At 60.0% G+C, this 14,578-nt stretch carries 12 protein-coding genes; 3 read left to right on the top strand and 9 right to left on the bottom strand.

Annotation, left to right across the window (positions count from 1 at the left end; all coding sequences use genetic code 11):
* Positions 1-110: 110 nt before the first annotated feature.
* The 3 genes from AC2YB9_RS08755 to uvrB all read right to left on the bottom strand — a co-directional run bounded on the left by AC2YB9_RS08755 (position 111) and on the right by uvrB (position 4,717).
* Entirely contained in the window at positions 111-1,382 is a 1,272-nt protein-coding gene (locus AC2YB9_RS08755; protein ID WP_487268488.1) for a cytochrome P450, read from the bottom strand.
* Between the two features lie 69 nt (positions 1,383-1,451).
* On the bottom strand, positions 1,452-2,447 hold the full coding sequence (locus AC2YB9_RS08750) for a TerC family protein (protein WP_487268487.1): 996 nt from the start codon (positions 2,445-2,447) through the stop codon (positions 1,452-1,454).
* A gap of 185 nt (positions 2,448-2,632) precedes the next feature.
* Entirely contained in the window at positions 2,633-4,717 is a 2,085-nt protein-coding gene (gene uvrB, locus AC2YB9_RS08745; protein ID WP_487268486.1) for an excinuclease ABC subunit UvrB, read from the bottom strand.
* Between the two features lie 51 nt (positions 4,718-4,768).
* On the opposite strand from uvrB, the gene AC2YB9_RS08740 reads away from it, so the two are divergent.
* Positions 4,769-5,428, top strand: coding sequence for a TetR/AcrR family transcriptional regulator (locus tag AC2YB9_RS08740; protein WP_487268485.1), 660 nt, complete (start codon positions 4,769-4,771; stop codon positions 5,426-5,428).
* Positions 5,429-5,498: 70 nt separating this feature from the next.
* Here the strand turns inward: AC2YB9_RS08740 and AC2YB9_RS08735 are convergent, their stop codons facing one another.
* The gene (locus tag AC2YB9_RS08735; protein ID WP_487268484.1) at positions 5,499-6,854 is read right to left on the bottom strand and encodes an acetyl-CoA C-acetyltransferase; all 1,356 of its coding nucleotides are present in this window, start codon (positions 6,852-6,854) and stop codon (positions 5,499-5,501) included.
* A gap of 150 nt (positions 6,855-7,004) precedes the next feature.
* Here AC2YB9_RS08735 and AC2YB9_RS08730 point away from each other — a divergent pair, with 150 nt between their 5' ends.
* Positions 7,005-8,351, top strand: a complete 1,347-nt coding sequence (locus AC2YB9_RS08730; protein WP_487268483.1) for a 3-oxoacyl-ACP reductase — start codon at positions 7,005-7,007, stop codon at positions 8,349-8,351.
* A gap of 1 nt (position 8,352) precedes the next feature.
* Complete coding sequence (locus tag AC2YB9_RS08725) at positions 8,353-9,234, top strand: MaoC family dehydratase (RefSeq protein ID WP_487268481.1); 882 nt, start codon at positions 8,353-8,355, stop codon at positions 9,232-9,234.
* A gap of 40 nt (positions 9,235-9,274) precedes the next feature.
* Here the strand turns inward: AC2YB9_RS08725 and AC2YB9_RS08720 are convergent, their stop codons facing one another.
* The 5 genes from AC2YB9_RS08720 to dxs form a co-directional block, all read right to left on the bottom strand.
* Entirely contained in the window at positions 9,275-10,264 is a 990-nt protein-coding gene (locus tag AC2YB9_RS08720; RefSeq protein ID WP_487268480.1) for a transposase, read from the bottom strand.
* Positions 10,265-10,302: 38 nt separating this feature from the next.
* On the bottom strand, positions 10,303-10,707 hold the full coding sequence (locus AC2YB9_RS08715) for a hypothetical protein (protein WP_487267555.1): 405 nt from the start codon (positions 10,705-10,707) through the stop codon (positions 10,303-10,305).
* 134 nt (positions 10,708-10,841) lie between these two features.
* On the bottom strand, positions 10,842-11,714 hold the full coding sequence (locus tag AC2YB9_RS08710; RefSeq protein WP_487268478.1) for an acyl-CoA thioesterase: 873 nt from the start codon (positions 11,712-11,714) through the stop codon (positions 10,842-10,844).
* Between the two features lie 69 nt (positions 11,715-11,783).
* Positions 11,784-12,683, bottom strand: a complete 900-nt coding sequence (locus AC2YB9_RS08705) for a PAC2 family protein (RefSeq protein ID WP_487268477.1) — start codon at positions 12,681-12,683, stop codon at positions 11,784-11,786.
* Between the two features lie 4 nt (positions 12,684-12,687).
* Positions 12,688-14,568 (bottom strand): 1-deoxy-D-xylulose-5-phosphate synthase, encoded by a 1,881-nt coding sequence (dxs, locus tag AC2YB9_RS08700; protein ID WP_487268475.1) that lies wholly within the window; start codon positions 14,566-14,568, stop codon positions 12,688-12,690.
* Positions 14,569-14,578 lie beyond the last annotated feature (10 nt).

The raw sequence follows: 14,578 nt of genomic DNA, 5'->3' as shown, positions 1-14,578 counted from the left end.
GACGAGTCACCTACGTGCGCCGAGGAGTCACCTACACATACGTGAGCCTGAATGATCGAGCCAGTGAACGACTCGTCGGTGCACGTGAACGACTCGTCGGCATAAGTGGGTTAGAAGGTTACCGGGAGTTCATCGACGCCGAACACGAATGAGAGTTGGCGGAAGGATAGTTCTTCCTGCGGCTTGGCGACCGCAAGATCGGGAAAACGCGCCAGCAGTTTCGGGTAGGCGATGCGCAACTCCATGCGGGCCAGTTCGGCACCGACGCACCGATGCGCGCCGTGGCCGAAAGCCAGATGCGCAGATGACGGTATGCGAGTGGGATCGAAACTGTCTGGGTCGTCGCCGGCCGCGCTCTGATCGCGGTTGGCACCGATCAACGAGCACAGAATCACATCGCCCGCCTTGACTGGTTGCCCAAACAGATCCATGTCGTGCTTCGCAAAGCGCGGGAAAGCCATCTGGACGATCGACAGATAACGCAGCAACTCTTCGATCACGCGATCCAGGTCTTCCCGATTGCCGCTCTTGACGCGAGCCACATATTCGGGATTGCGCAGCAACACCATCGTGCCGAGTGAAATCATGCCCGCAGTTGTTTCATAACCGCCGGTAAAAACGCCATCGGCCAACCCGGCAAGGTCGAAGTCGGAGATCAATTCGCCTTCATTGCGAATGATCTGACCGATCAAGCCTGGGCCTGGCTCCTTGCGCTGCCGTGCGACCGCGTCGAACAGGAATTCACGCTGCGCCGACACCGCACCGAACGCCGCTGCTGCGCCGTTCATCGCATCAAAGCGGGCACTTCCCAGCTGGCCGAATGCCTCGGTGTCCTCGTAGTCAAGTCCCAACAACGCGCATATTGTCCTGAACGGAATCGGGAAGGCCAGATGTTTTGCCAGATCGGCGCCGCTGCCCGCCTGTTCGAGTATGTCGAGTTGTTCGTCAACGATCTTTTCGATCACCGGTTCAAGTCGCGCCAGTCGCCGCATCGTGAATTCCGGCGTCACGATCTTGCGCAACCGGGTATGCAGCGGCGCATCGGTGAAGCCCAATCCGCCAACGTCATCGGCCGTGGCCGGGCCGTCGCCGGTGAACAGATGCCGGATGTCGTGGCTGTAACTCTTGGTGTCAGTCAGGACCGTACGTGCCTCGTCATATCCCGTGACCAAATATGCCGTGAAATCGAATGGCAGGTCAAGCTTGTGTAAGGGACCGGTAGACCGGATCTGCGCAAGTTCGGGGACGGGGTCCGTGCCGATGCGCTGCAAAGGGATCTTGGTTGATTCGGGGATGATCGAAATACTTGAAAGGTCAATGCCCTTCTTCTGTATCCGGCGGACAACTACCTTGCCAATCTGCAACCGAATCCATGATTTCACGTTGAACACTTATACGAAGGTACACGGGATTGTTCCGGGTATGTTGATGCCATACCGGCAGCATGTCATTTAGAGGTCCTGTGTGGGCTTGCCCCGCCGTGAACTGACCAGCAAGCTCACGATCGCCGTGACCGAGAGAGTGCCGACAATCACACCAAGACTGAGTGGCGTGGAGATTTCGGGGACGTGCAATCCGTTGCCGCCGTTGATGAACGGCACTTCGTTTTCGTGAAGCGCGTGGAGCACAAGCTTCACGCCGATAAAGGCCAGTAACACTGCCAAACCCTGTGACAGATAGATCAACTTGGTCAGCATGTCGCCGAGCAAAAAATAGAGTTGACGCAGACCCATCAATGCAAAGACGTTTGCGGTGAAGACGAGGTAAGGCTCCTTCGTCAGGCCATAAATCGCCGGAATCGAATCGAGCGCGAACAACAAATCGGTCGTTCCCAGTGCCAGCACGACGAGGAACATCGGGGTCATGAAGGTTTTGCCGTTGTCCTTCACGAACATCTTGAGTCCGAGCCATTCGTCGCTCGTGTTGAAATAACGGCGGGCGACGCGTACGACCGCATTCTCACCGTCATCGTCGTGATCGGTGTTCTTAATCAGGCTGTATGCCGTGTAGAGCAGGAAGGCGCCGAAGATGTAGAAGATCCAAGAAAACTGTTCGATCGCGACCGCCCCGAGCGCGATAAAGATGCCACGGAAGATGAGCGCCAGCACAATGCCGACCAGCAACGCTTCCTGCTGATATTTCCTCGGTACCTTGAAGCTACCCATGATGATGATGAAGATGAACAGGTTGTCGACTGACAAGCTGTACTCGGTCAACCAGCCGGCAAAGAATTGCAGCCCATAGTCACCGTTGGGGCCTGGCTGATTGTGATAAATCCATACCCATGTGCCGAAGGCCAAGGCCAAGCCGACAAACACGCCGAGCGCGACAGCGCATTCTTTCAACGTTGGCTCGTGCGGTTTCCGGGCAACAATGATGATGTCGAACAACAAAACGCCGATCGTCACACCGATCGTGATCGTCCATTCGAGGGTGGAGACCTGCATGGATTAGCCTCCGGCGGTAGTCAAGCTGCCGGAGGTCTCTTCCGCCGCTTACGCGACCTGCGGCCCCGGAGAATCCATGAGGATTCTCGTGATGACGACACCGCAACTGGGGAATACTCCCCTCCGCTAACCATTGTGGCAGGTGTACAAAGCGGTCGGTCGCTCAGGCCACAGTCCTCGGTGATTCAGCTTTGTGCGGCCAACATCCCACGAAGTTCCTTCTTGAGTTCGCTGATTTCGTCACGTAGGCGGGCAGCGACTTCGAATTGCAATGCGGCGGCCGAGGCGTGCATCTGCTCACTGAGCTCCTCGATCAGCTCGGCCAACTCCCCTGCCGGTCGATCAGCTAGCGATGCGGTGTGAACGCCAATCGGCATCGGTGTCTTTCGACCCTTGCCGCCGCCAGCCTGCGCCAGCAGCGTCGTGGTGTCGGAATCTTCGCGCGCGAGCATCTCGGTGATGTCACCAATCTTCTTGCGTAGCGGCGTCGGGTCGATGCCATTCGCGGTGTTGTAGGCAACCTGCTTCTCGCGGCGGCGATTGGTCTCATCGATCGCCATCTCCATCGACGCGGTCATTCGATCGGCATACATGATCACCTGGCCGGACACATTGCGCGCCGCACGACCAATCGTCTGAATGAGCGAACGACCCGATCGAAGGAAACCTTCCTTATCAGCGTCGAGAATCGCCACGAGGCTGACTTCGGGCAAGTCCAAACCTTCGCGCAGGAGGTTGATGCCGACCAAGACGTCGTACTCCCCCATCCGCAGCTCGCGCAGCAGTTCGACCCGGCGAAGGGTGTCGACCTCGCTGTGCAGATAGCGCGTGCGGATGCCAGCTTCGAGCAGGTAGTCGGTGAGATCTTCAGACATCTTCTTCGTCAAGGTCGTGACGAGCACTCGCTCCTTGCGCTCCACCCGAAGCCTGATCTGCGCGATCAGATCGTCGATCTGCCCCTTGGTCGGTTTGACGATGACCTCGGGATCGATCAGCCCAGTCGGTCGAATGATCTGTTCGACGATTTCGCCACCGGTCTTTTCGATCTCATACGGTCTGGGCGTCGCGGACAGATAGACGGTTTGTCCGACCCGCTCGAGAAACTCTGGCCACCGCAGCGGTCGGTTATCCATTGCGCTCGGCAACCGGAAACCGTGGTCGACCAACGTCCGCTTGCGCGACATGTCGCCCTCATACATTGCGCCAATCTGCGGAACCGTCACATGTGACTCGTCGATGACAAGCAGGAAGTCTTCGGGAAAATAATCGAGCAGACAGTTGGGCGCCGATCCAGCCGAACGGCCATCCATGTGTCGGGAGTAGTTTTCGATGCCAGAACAGGTGCCGACCTGCTGCATCATCTCGATGTCGTAGGTCGTGCGCATACGCAACCGCTGTGCCTCGAGCAGCTTGCCTTCGCGCTCAAGGACCTCGAGCCGCTCGGCAAGCTCGGCCTCGATCGACGGAATCGCACGCGCCATGATCTCGTTGCCGACCGCATAATGGGTGGCCGCACCGACATAGATCTCGGGCTCATCGCTCAATATCTCGCCGGTCACAGGATGCAAGGTCATCAAGCGCTCGATCTCGTCGCCGAAGAACTCAACCCGGACCGCCATCTCCTGATAAACCGGGAAAATCTCGACCGTGTCGCCCTTGACCCGGAACGTGCCGCGGGTCGTGGCGATGTCGTTGCGGGAGTATTGCGCCTGCACCAGCATCTGCAACAGTTCGTTGCGCGGCATGTCTCGACCGACCTCGAAATGCAGCATCCGGTTGAGATATTCCTCCGCTGAGCCGAGGCCATAGATGCAGGAAACTGTTGCCACGACAACAACATCCCGCCGGGTTAGCAGCGACCACGTCGCTGAGTGGCGGAGCCGTTCGACCTCTTGGTTGACCGAGGAATCCTTCTCGATGTAGGTGTCGGTCTGCGGGACGTATGCCTCAGGCTGGTAATAGTCGTAATAAGACACGAAGTATTCGACCGCATTGTCGGGAAAGTAGCCGCGGAGCTCGTTGGCAAACTGGGCGGCAAGCGTCTTGTTGGGCTGAAGCACCAATACTGGTCGCTGTATACGCTCAGCGAGCCACGCAATCGTCGCAGTCTTGCCCGTGCCGGTCGCGCCCAAGAGCAAAACATCCTGCTCACCGGCGTTGATGCGTCGTTCGAGCTCGTTGATCGCCGCCGGTTGATCGCCACCGGGGGCGAAGTCGGCAACGACGTGCAACGGCGCGACCTGACGCCGAAGGTCATCCAGTGGTCTCATAGTTCCGAGCCTACTTCTCAGCCCTGACAATTCCATGCGTAGGCTATGCGAATGGTCACATCCCAACGTCGCATCGACCGCAAGCGCGAAATTGTCGCTGCCACGCGGGCCTTGTTCGATGAACGCGGCCTCCGCGACGCCCAGATCGAAGATATCGCCAAGGCCGTCGGCATCAACCGAGCCATTATTTATCGGCACTTCTTCGGTAAGGAAGAGCTCTTCGCAATGACGCTCGTCGGCTATCTTGACGAGCTTGATGTGGCGATTACGGCGGCCGAGCAGGTAGGCGTAGATCCGCCCGAGCAACTGCGAAATGTCATCGAGGCATTCTTGTCATTTGGCGAGAAATATCCGGCGTTCGTTGACTGCGCCCAGGCTTTGCTGCGACGTCGTGGCGAGGAGCTCCTGGCCGAGATCAGCGAGTCGGTCTTGTTCCGGGTCGGCCGCATCATGTCGACGTGCCTGACCCATGTCGTGGATGCGCTCGAGGCCGGTGTCAAATCCGGCGATTTTCAGGTTGCCGATCCGTATCTGCTGGCCAACGTGATCTACAACCAAGCGCTCGGCGGTCTCAATCTGGCGCGGTTCCAGCTATCGGTCAGTCAGGGCAATCCCGGGTTGCCGCTCGTGGACCAGATCGCCTTCGCCGACGTCAAGGTATACATAATCGAGGGCACTGTCGCGATGGCCCGCGGCGTTGGCACCGCTTAGGACACAAAACTGCGTGATCCCGCAGGGCCGCTGGAGGCCCGCAGAATCACGCAGTTTCAGCGTGCGTTGATCAGCGTTCGACGATCGCGACGACGCCCTGGCCGCCGGCCGCACAGATCGAGATCAGGCCACGGCCCGAACCTTTCTCATCAAGCAGTTTCGCCAGATTGGCAAGAATGCGGGCGCCAGTTGCAGCGAAGGGGTGGCCAGCAGCCAACGACGAACCCTTGACGTTGAGCTTGCTGCGATCGATCGAGCCCAGTGGCTTCGACAGGCCGAGCTTCTCCTTGCAGAAGGTCGGGTCTTCCCAAGCCTTGAGCGTCGAGAGCACCTGGCCTGCGAAGGCCTCATGGATTTCGTAGAAGTCGAAGTCCTGCAGGGTTAGGCCCTGGCGAGCGAGCATCCGCGCGGCCGCATAAGCGGGCGCCATCAACAGACCTTCACCGCCGTTGACGTAGTCGACTGCAGCGGTCTCGTAGTCGACCAGGTATGCGAGTGGCTTCCAGCCCCGCTTCTTGGCTTCTTCGTCCGATGCCAGGAGCACCGCTGAAGCGCCATCGGTCAGCGGAGTCGAGTTGGCCGCGGTCATCGTCGCGCCCTCCTGGTTCTTACCGAATGCGGGCTTGAGCGTTGCGAGTTTTTCCATCGACGAACCCGGCCGAAGGTTGTTGTCCTTCGCCAAGCCAGCATATGGCGTCATCAAGTCATCCATCCAGCCCTCGTCATACGCGGCCGCCATGTTCTTGTGCGACGTCACGGCAAGTTCGTCCTGGGCCTCGCGGGTGATGTTCCAAACTAGGTTGGTGATTGCTTGGCTGTCGCCCATCGAGAGCCCCGTACGGGGCTCGGAGTTCTGTGGCTGTTCGGGCGCCAACTGCGTGGGACGTATCTTCAGCAACGCCGCAATGCGTCCCTTGGTGTCCTTGGCACGGTTGGCTTCAAGCAGGATCTTCCGAAGCTTTTCATTCAGGCCAAGCGGCGCATCGGACGTCGTGTCCGAACCGCCCGCAATGCCGAGGTCGATGCGCCCGAGCGCGATCTTGTTGGCCACCTGAATTGCGGCCTGGATGCCTGTGTCACAGGCCTGCTGAACGTCATTCGCGGGAGTCGTTGGCGAAAGTTTGGAGCCGAGTACGGCTTCACGCGCAAGGTTGAAATCTCGGCTGTGCTTGAGGACGGCACCGGCGACGAACTCGCCGACGCGTTCGCCCTCAAGGCCGAAGCGTTCAACGAGTCCGTCGAGGGCAGCGGTCAGCATCTCTTGATTAGACTCGTCGATGTAAGCAGTGTTGGAGCGGGCGAACGGGATGCGGTTGCCGCCGATGATGGCAACGCGGCGGACTGAACCTTCGCCGAACGTGGCCGGTGCCGTCGCCTTGGCACCGGGCTTCGCTGCCGACTTCTTCGCTGCTGTGTTGCCAGCCATTGCAATCTCCTGAGATTTTCGCGGAAAGGATAATGTTAAGAACGTTACGAGGACCACATTGAATCGTGTGGACTCTGGTTGTAACTAAAGGTTACAGTTTGAGACCTAGTGCAGATACCGTTGGTATGCGAGAGATAGGACACACCCACCATGAGCGACCGTTATCAGTCACTTGCCCATAATCCCATTGGTAAGTTCTTGGTTCAGAACCTTGGTCTCCCCAACCCGCCATACCTTGAACGCTGGGAAGCCGGGCAGCCCCTCGTCAAGGGAACCGTACTCCTTGGCGCTGCTAAGGGCAGCACCCTCGGCAAGAACGTCGCCGAGCTGATGAAGGCAGCTGACATCAGAACCGCACCCAAGCAGGTCGAGGGCGACAAGTACAAAGGCCTTGTTTTCGATGCGACCGGGATCGACAACGCTGCGGATCTCGTCGCCATCCAGAAGTTCTTCACACCCGTGCTGCGCAGCCTCAAGGGCTGCGGACGCATTGTCGTCATCGGCACGCTCCCGGAGGCCACCACATCAACCAGTGCATCAATCGCGCAGCGCGCACTCGAAGGCTTCACCCGCTCGCTCGGCAAGGAAGTCGGCCGCGGTGGCGCCGTCAACCTCGTCTATGTCGGAAAGGGCTCGGCCGCGTCGCTCGGTTCGACGCTGGGCTTCCTGCTCTCCGCCAAGTCGGCCTATGTTTCGGGCCAGGTCATACGCCTTGGTTCGACCGACTTGGTCAAGGCAGACAAAGTTGCCGATCCGGCCAAACCGCTGGCTGGCAAGGTCGCGTTGGTGACCGGCGCTTCGCGTGGTCTTGGTGCGGCAATGGTTCGCACGCTGCACCGTGATGGCGCAACGGTCGTCGGCCTCGACGTGCCACCGCTCGCCGACGACCTGAAGAAGCTCATGGACGAGCTGGGCGGTGGCTCGATCATCGCCGATATCACCGCAGCCGACGCGCCGGCCGCCATCGCCAGCTACCTCAAAGACACCTACAAGGGCGTCGACATCGTCGTACACAACGCTGGCATCACGCGCGACAAGCGACTCATGAACATGAAGTCCGAAAACTGGAACTTGGTCATCGACATCAGCGTCGGCGCACCGCAACGGATCACCGAGGAACTCCTGTCGCAAGGCTTGATCAACAAGGGCGGGCGCGTCATTGGTATTTCCTCTATCGCCGGCATTGCGGGCAACAACGGTCAGACCAACTACGGCACCGCCAAGGCCGGTGTCATCGGCTTCATCAACGATCTCAGCAAGCGCGTCGCCAAAGACGGCATCACCGTCAACGCGATCGCTCCGGGCTTCATCGAGACCGACATGGTCAAGACGATCCCGTTCGGCATCCGCGAGGCCGGCCGTCGGATGAACTCCATGTCGCAGGGCGGTCAGCCGATCGACGTCGCCGAGGCGATTGCTTGGTATGCCAACCCGGGGTCTTCTGCCGTCACCGGCAATGTCGTACGCGTGTGCGGCCAGAGCCTGCTTGGTGCCTGATATGGCGACACGTTCCTACGCGAAGGCACCGTCGGGTTTGCCGTTGATGCTCAAAGCAGCACTGCCTGCATTGCCGTTGATCGGTGGACTACCGGGCGTTAAACACGCGAAAGGTGCGATCCCTGACCTCATCCTTGAACGCACCGGCGTTGTCACTGACCGCACGCACCTCGACGCCTACAACGAGGTCTGTGGCTTTTCCCGCGCCACTACCCTGCCGGCGACCTATCCCCACATGGCAGCATTCGGCCTGCACCTTGCGCTCATGGCTGACACCGCGTTTCCGTTCGCGCCGATGGGTCTGGTGCACCTACGCAATTCGATCACCCAGCATCGTCCGATTGGTGTCGATGAGACGTTCGACGTTTCCGTACGCGCCGCCGACCTGCGGCCGCACCCGAAGGGCAAACTGGTCGATCTGTTGACCACAGTGACGATCGACGGCAAGGTCGTATGGGAGGAAGTCACGACCTTGTTCTCACGCGGCAAGAATGGCGCGGCGGAGACTACTGCCGCACCCATGGCTGGGGCCGAGGCACCGGATGGTGTCGTTCATTGGCGGCTGGCTGGCAACCTTGGTCGGCGGTACGGCGCGGTGTCTGGTGATCGCAATCCAATCCATCTCTATCCGATCACGGCGAAGGCCTTCGGCTTCCCAACTAACATCGCGCACGGTATGTGGACCAAGGCGCATTGTCTTGCGGCCCTGCAGAATCGCCTGCCCGAGACGTTCACGGTGCACGTGGAATTCAAGAAGCCAATTCTGTTGCCGACGACGACGATCTTCGGATCCGAGCCGACCGCCGATGGTTTTCTTTTTGGCGTCAAGGGTTCAAAGAAGCCGGTCACCCATCTAACCGGACGAATCACGAACGCACTGTAACTCCGAGCGGTCCCCGAGATTTGGCGGACAACGGGCGTTGTCAAGCTGCTTGGAGTCGTTGAGGGTCGTCTTTGGGGAGGTTGATGCCAACGGTGTCGGCGGGGGTCGGCGTGCTGGGACGGGTACGGAATCGTTCGGGGTGCGCGTCGTAGTAGGCCTGATGGGCTCGGTCGCGTTGTTGCCAGCGTTCGCGCCAGCTGCCGTCGTGGACCTCGTTGGGTGAGAACAGTGCGATTCCGGAGTGCTTGTGTTGGCTGTTGTACCAGGGCACGTAGGACGTCATGTGAGCTCTGGCGGCCTGCAGGTCAGGAAAGGTGCCCGGATAGTTCGGCCGGTATTTCATGGTGCGGAACTCTGACTCGGAGAACGGGTTATCGTTCGACACTCTGGGCCGGTTGTGGGTCCGATCGATGCCTAGATCGGCCAGCAGGTCCTTGAGGACGTTTGAGCGCATCGCGGGCCCCGAATCGGCGTGCACGGCCCGCGGCAGCCCGTGCTCGCCGAAGGCGTGCTCGAACATGTCGACCGCCAGATCGTCGACCTCGCGTTCCTCGACCCGCCAGCCGACGATCTTGCGCGAATAGATATCGATGATTGAGTAGCCCTTGAACGCGACACCACGCCACGGGCTGCGCAGATCGGTGATGTCCCAGGACCAGACCTGTCCTGGGCCGGTCGCTTCCAGCACCGGCATCTCCCGCGGCGTCTTGCTGCGATGTTTGGTGGGCACGTCGGGCCGTGCTGACTGATCTTCGATGTCGGCCGCGATCCGCCACCATGACCTTCGGGACGCGAGCATCACCCCGGCGTCCCACGCGGTCGCGAACGCGTGATCGACTGAGTTCCCGACCGTCCACGCAGTGTTGATCCGTTCGACGATCAGGGCACGGTCAGCCGCACTAATGCGGGACCGATAGGCCCGATCCATCTGCGGCACCGGGTCAGCGGTCAGCTCGCGCGGGTTGGCCCGGTAGTGCCACGTCGACCGCGACACACCAGCCAACTCCAACGCCTGACGTTGCGACCCCACCTGACAGGTCAGATCGGCGACGAGCTCGTTCTCAGCGTTCAGGAATCGGATGGATCGTTCATCTGCGGGGTTTCGTCGGGCTCGTGTCCGCTCATCGCGTGCAAGAGCCCGATAGCTTTTCCCAACGCATCATTGGTGCCCTCAAGCTCACGAATCCGCTCGTTGAGCTTCACGATCTGGGCCTCGTGCGCTGCGCGTTCAGCAGCCCGCTGCTTCTCCAACGCCGTCCGCTTGGCCGGTGGAATAGTCATAGGACTACCTTCTCGCGGGATCAGCCGCCGGTCCAGATCGCCCTCGAACACCGCCAATCGCCACTTTCGCAGACAGTCATACGAGACACCCTGCGCCGCCAACCAAACAGACTTTTGACCGAACGGCTGCACGTGATACTCATGCACAAACTCCCGGACCTCATCGGCCGTGAACCCCATCCCTGCCGTCACCACCCAGCTCCTTCACCAATCGCGAAACTGACTCACAACCAGCCTGGCAAAGAGGGCAAAGCCCCGTTTTTGGAAAACCTTCGGGCTGAAAATGGGATGATTTCGGCCAAATCTTGGGGACTGGGTTGTAGCGGCTAGGGCTTGGGTGTGATGTGGCGGATCAAGCCCTCCTGCGCGACTGTCGCCACGAGCGTCCCATCTTGGGAGAACACTCGGGCCGTGCTCAGTCCTCTGGCGCCTGAGGCGGACGGCGAGGTCTGGTCGTACAGCAGCCACTGATCGGCCTGGATCGGACGGTGGAACCAGATCGTATGATCGAGCGATGCCGGCTGAACCTCCGGCGCTCCGATGAAAGTGTTGTGCGGTACGAGACTCGCTCCCAGCAGGCTGAAATCACTGATATAGGTGAACGCCGCATTGTGCACGATCGATGAATCAGGCAACGTGCCATTAGCCCGAAACCACAGCCGCTGACATACCGGCACCAGATCGCGTTGGGGATCGTTCTCGGGACGGTTGTCGCCGACGAATCGCAGGTCGAAGGAGGCCCATTCCTTCTTCCAACTCATTGAGAAGGCGTCGCCGCGGCCAGCGAACAGGTCGATCAATTGTGGCGCGTCCTCCGGTTCGGGGACATCTGGCATCCGGTCTTGATGATCGAAGCCGTTCTCATGCTTCTGGAAGGATGCCGTCATGTAGAAAATGATCGCGCCGTGTTGGCGGGCCTCGACGCGCCGGGTGTTGAATGAACCACCGTCACGGACGCGCTGAACGTCATACACGATGGGAATGCTCGGATCGCCGCCGAGGATGAAATAGACGTGCAACGAATGCACATGTCGCTCATCGGGAACGGTGAGTTGCGCGGCCATCAAAGCCTGCGCCGCAACCTGCCCGCCGAAGACCCGTTTCAGATCCGACGAGACGGGCTGAGCGCCCCGGAAAAGGCCCACCTCAAGTTGTTCGAGGTTGAGCAGTTCAACGACTTCTTCCAAGGATGCAGGCACGGGATTATCTTAGTGATCAGAAAAATGGCAAGGTGCACCGCTCACCCGAAGCCCCACATCCGGCTAGTTTCAGCCTTCGTCGGTCTTGCGGGTGCGCGCTAGAAACTGTTCGAACTGACGGGCGAGCTCATCGCCGCTTGGCAGTTCTTCATCGTTGGCCAGCAATGATTCAGCCGCGCCGCGCGTGAACGCGTCGTACTGTTGCTCGAGGCCGCTTAGGAGTTCGCCGCCATCCTGATCGCGGATCTGCTGTTCGATCTCGGCCAAAGCAGTGCCCTGGCGCAGTCGAAGCTCCTCAATATCGAGGCGCAGTCCAGTGCGATCAGTGACGGCATCGAGCAGCGCAACGGCAGCGCTCGGATAGTCGATTTGCGCGAGATAATGCGGCACGTGTACGACGTAGCCGGCAGCATCATGACCCAACTGGCCCAGCCGGAATTCAAGCAGCGCCTGTGCCGAGGACGGCACGATGACCTCAGCGGACCAGAGATTCTTGCGATCCACCAGTGCCGGGCGGGTGCCGTGCGACGTGATCATCAACGGCCGGGTGTGCGGAACGCCCATCGGCACCGCAGCGATGCCCAGCGTCAACGAAACGTCGAGTTCCTCGATCACGTCGTGGACGTCAGAGATAAACGATTCCCAACCAAAATCTGGCTCGGGCCCAGCCAACAACAAGTACGGTCGACCGTCGAGGTCATGCTCAAGCACGAGGTCCAACGCTGGCGGTTCGTAGTCCTCGTAATGGTCCACACGGAACTTGATCAACGGTCTGCGCGCCCGATAGTCGAAGAATGAGTCCACATCAAAGCTGTGAACGATCTCGCCATGGCCCGAACTCAGCGCCTCGGCGGCGATACGCGGCGCGGAGCCGGCACCGAGAAATCCATCAAGGGCATGGATGAGCACCGGCCGCTCGGAAAGCTGCCGGTCTTCTTCTTCACGTTTGAATGGCCACTTCAACTTCAATGCTCTAACCCTTGCCGATATTCCCGATGAGTGTCTTCACCGTGTCGGTCGCGATCGCTTCGGGGGTGAGGCCGAGACGTTCGAGTATGACGGCGCGCTTGGCGTGTTCATAGAATTGTTGATCGACCGCGTGTACCCGGATCGGCGTGTCGATGCGGGCATCGATCAACGCCTGCGTGAACATCGAGCCGACGCCCCCTGCCTTGCCGTTGTCCTCAACGGTGACGACCAGATCGTAGCCTGCGGCCAAGGCAATCAAACGCTCGTCGAGCGGCTTGACCCAGCGCGGATCGGCAACTGTGACTCCATATCCTTGTTCGCGTATGTGGTCGGCCGCCTCGGCACCCATGTGCACCATCGAGCCGATCGCCACCAGCAGCACGTTCTTGTCCTCATCACGGCTCACGATGTCGAAACTGCCGATCCGTTCGAGCGCGGGAAGATCCGGCGCCACAGCACCCTTCGCATAGCGGATAACAGTAGGCGCGTCATTAACATCGACCGCTTCGCGCAGCAATTCACGTACCTGTGCGCCATCGCGAGGCGCGGCCAGCCGCAGCCTCGGAACGATCTGCAACAGCGACATGTCCCACATACCGTTGTGACTCGGGCCGTCGTCGCCGGTGATACCAGCCCGGTCGAGGACAAAGGTCACACCGCAGTTGTGCAAGGCCACGTCGAGGAGCACTTGGTCGAAAGCCCGATTGAGGAAGGTGGCATAGATGGCAACGACCGGGTGCATCCCCGCCATGGCGAGGCCCGCCGCGCTGGTAACCGCGTGCTGCTCAGCGATGCCGACATCAAACACACGATCGGGGAACTTATCAGCGAAAGCGTCAAGCCCGACCGGGTAGAGCATCGCAGCGGTGATGCCGACGATGTCGGGACGTTCAGCGGCGATTTTGACGATCTCGTCGCGAAACACCGAAGTCCAACCCGCCGGCGCGACCATCTTGACCTCGCCGGTTTCCCGGTCGAACGGATTGGCCTGATGCATCTGATCGGTCACATTGTTGATCGCGATGTCGTAGCCCTGACCCTTTTGGGTCAAAACATGCACTAACACGGGGCCGCCGAAAAGTTTGGCCTTGGCCAGCATGCCCTCGAGCGCGGGTAGATCATGCCCGTCCACCGGGCCGAGGTATTTGATGCCAAGGTCTTCGAACATGCCCTGTGGCGCGATCGCGTCCTTAATGCCTTTTTTAATGGCGTGCAGCGCGTCGTAGGTTGCGGGCCCAACATAGCCGGTGCGATTGAGCCGATCCTTGATTGCTTTGAGCGTCGGCTCGTAGCGGGGATTTGTGCGAATTGCGGTCAGATGATTGGCCAAGCCGCCAACTGTTGGGGTGTAGGACCGGCCGTTGTCGTTGACGATCACGACGAGTTTGCGGGTCTTGTCGGCCGCGATGTTGTTGAGCGCTTCCCATGCCATACCGCCGGTGAGCGCGCCATCGCCGATGACGGCGACGACATGATCGTCTTTGCCCAGGATCGCATTGGCTTTGGCCATGCCGTCGGCATACGACAGGCTCGTCGAGGCATGTGAGTTCTCAACCCAGTCGTGTTCGGACTCAGCCTGACTGGGGTAGCCGGAAAGTCCGCCCTCGGTACGCAGCGTGCCGAACTGATCGGCGCGGCCGGTAAGCATCTTATGGACATAGGACTGATGGCCGGTATCCCAGAGCACGCGGTCAGCGGGCGATTCAAAGACTCGATGAATTGCCATCGTCAGTTCAACGACGCCGAGATTCGGTCCGAGGTGGCCGCCATTGCTAGCCACGGCGTTGACGAGCCGCTCGCGGATCTCGGCGGCCAGGACGGTCAGCTGTTCGCTGTCGAGGGTCCGCAGATCTGCGGGGCAGGTGATGCTGTCGAGCACGCCCATGCCGTCTCCT

The sequence above is a fragment of the Aeromicrobium changchenzhani genome (genome assembly GCF_057586615.1).
Note: the sequence above shows the minus strand (reverse complement) of the source record. Positions and strands in the feature narration are given on the sequence as shown.

Excerpts from the sequence above, each read along its gene's own strand:
- AC2YB9_RS08725 (WP_487268481.1), top strand. The coding sequence starts at position 8,353 with ATGGCGACACGTTCCTACGCGAAGGCACCGTCGGGTTTGCCGTTGATG.
- dxs (WP_487268475.1), bottom strand. The coding sequence starts at position 14,568 with ATGGGCGTGCTCGACAGCATCACCTGCCCCGCAGATCTGCGGACCCTC.
- AC2YB9_RS08730 (WP_487268483.1), top strand. The coding sequence starts at position 7,005 with ATGAGCGACCGTTATCAGTCACTTGCCCATAATCCCATTGGTAAGTTC.
- AC2YB9_RS08735 (WP_487268484.1), bottom strand. The coding sequence starts at position 6,854 with ATGGCTGGCAACACAGCAGCGAAGAAGTCGGCAGCGAAGCCCGGTGCC.
- AC2YB9_RS08750 (WP_487268487.1), bottom strand. The coding sequence starts at position 2,447 with ATGCAGGTCTCCACCCTCGAATGGACGATCACGATCGGTGTGACGATC.
- uvrB (WP_487268486.1), bottom strand. The coding sequence starts at position 4,717 with ATGAGACCACTGGATGACCTTCGGCGTCAGGTCGCGCCGTTGCACGTC.
- AC2YB9_RS08740 (WP_487268485.1), top strand. The coding sequence starts at position 4,769 with ATGGTCACATCCCAACGTCGCATCGACCGCAAGCGCGAAATTGTCGCT.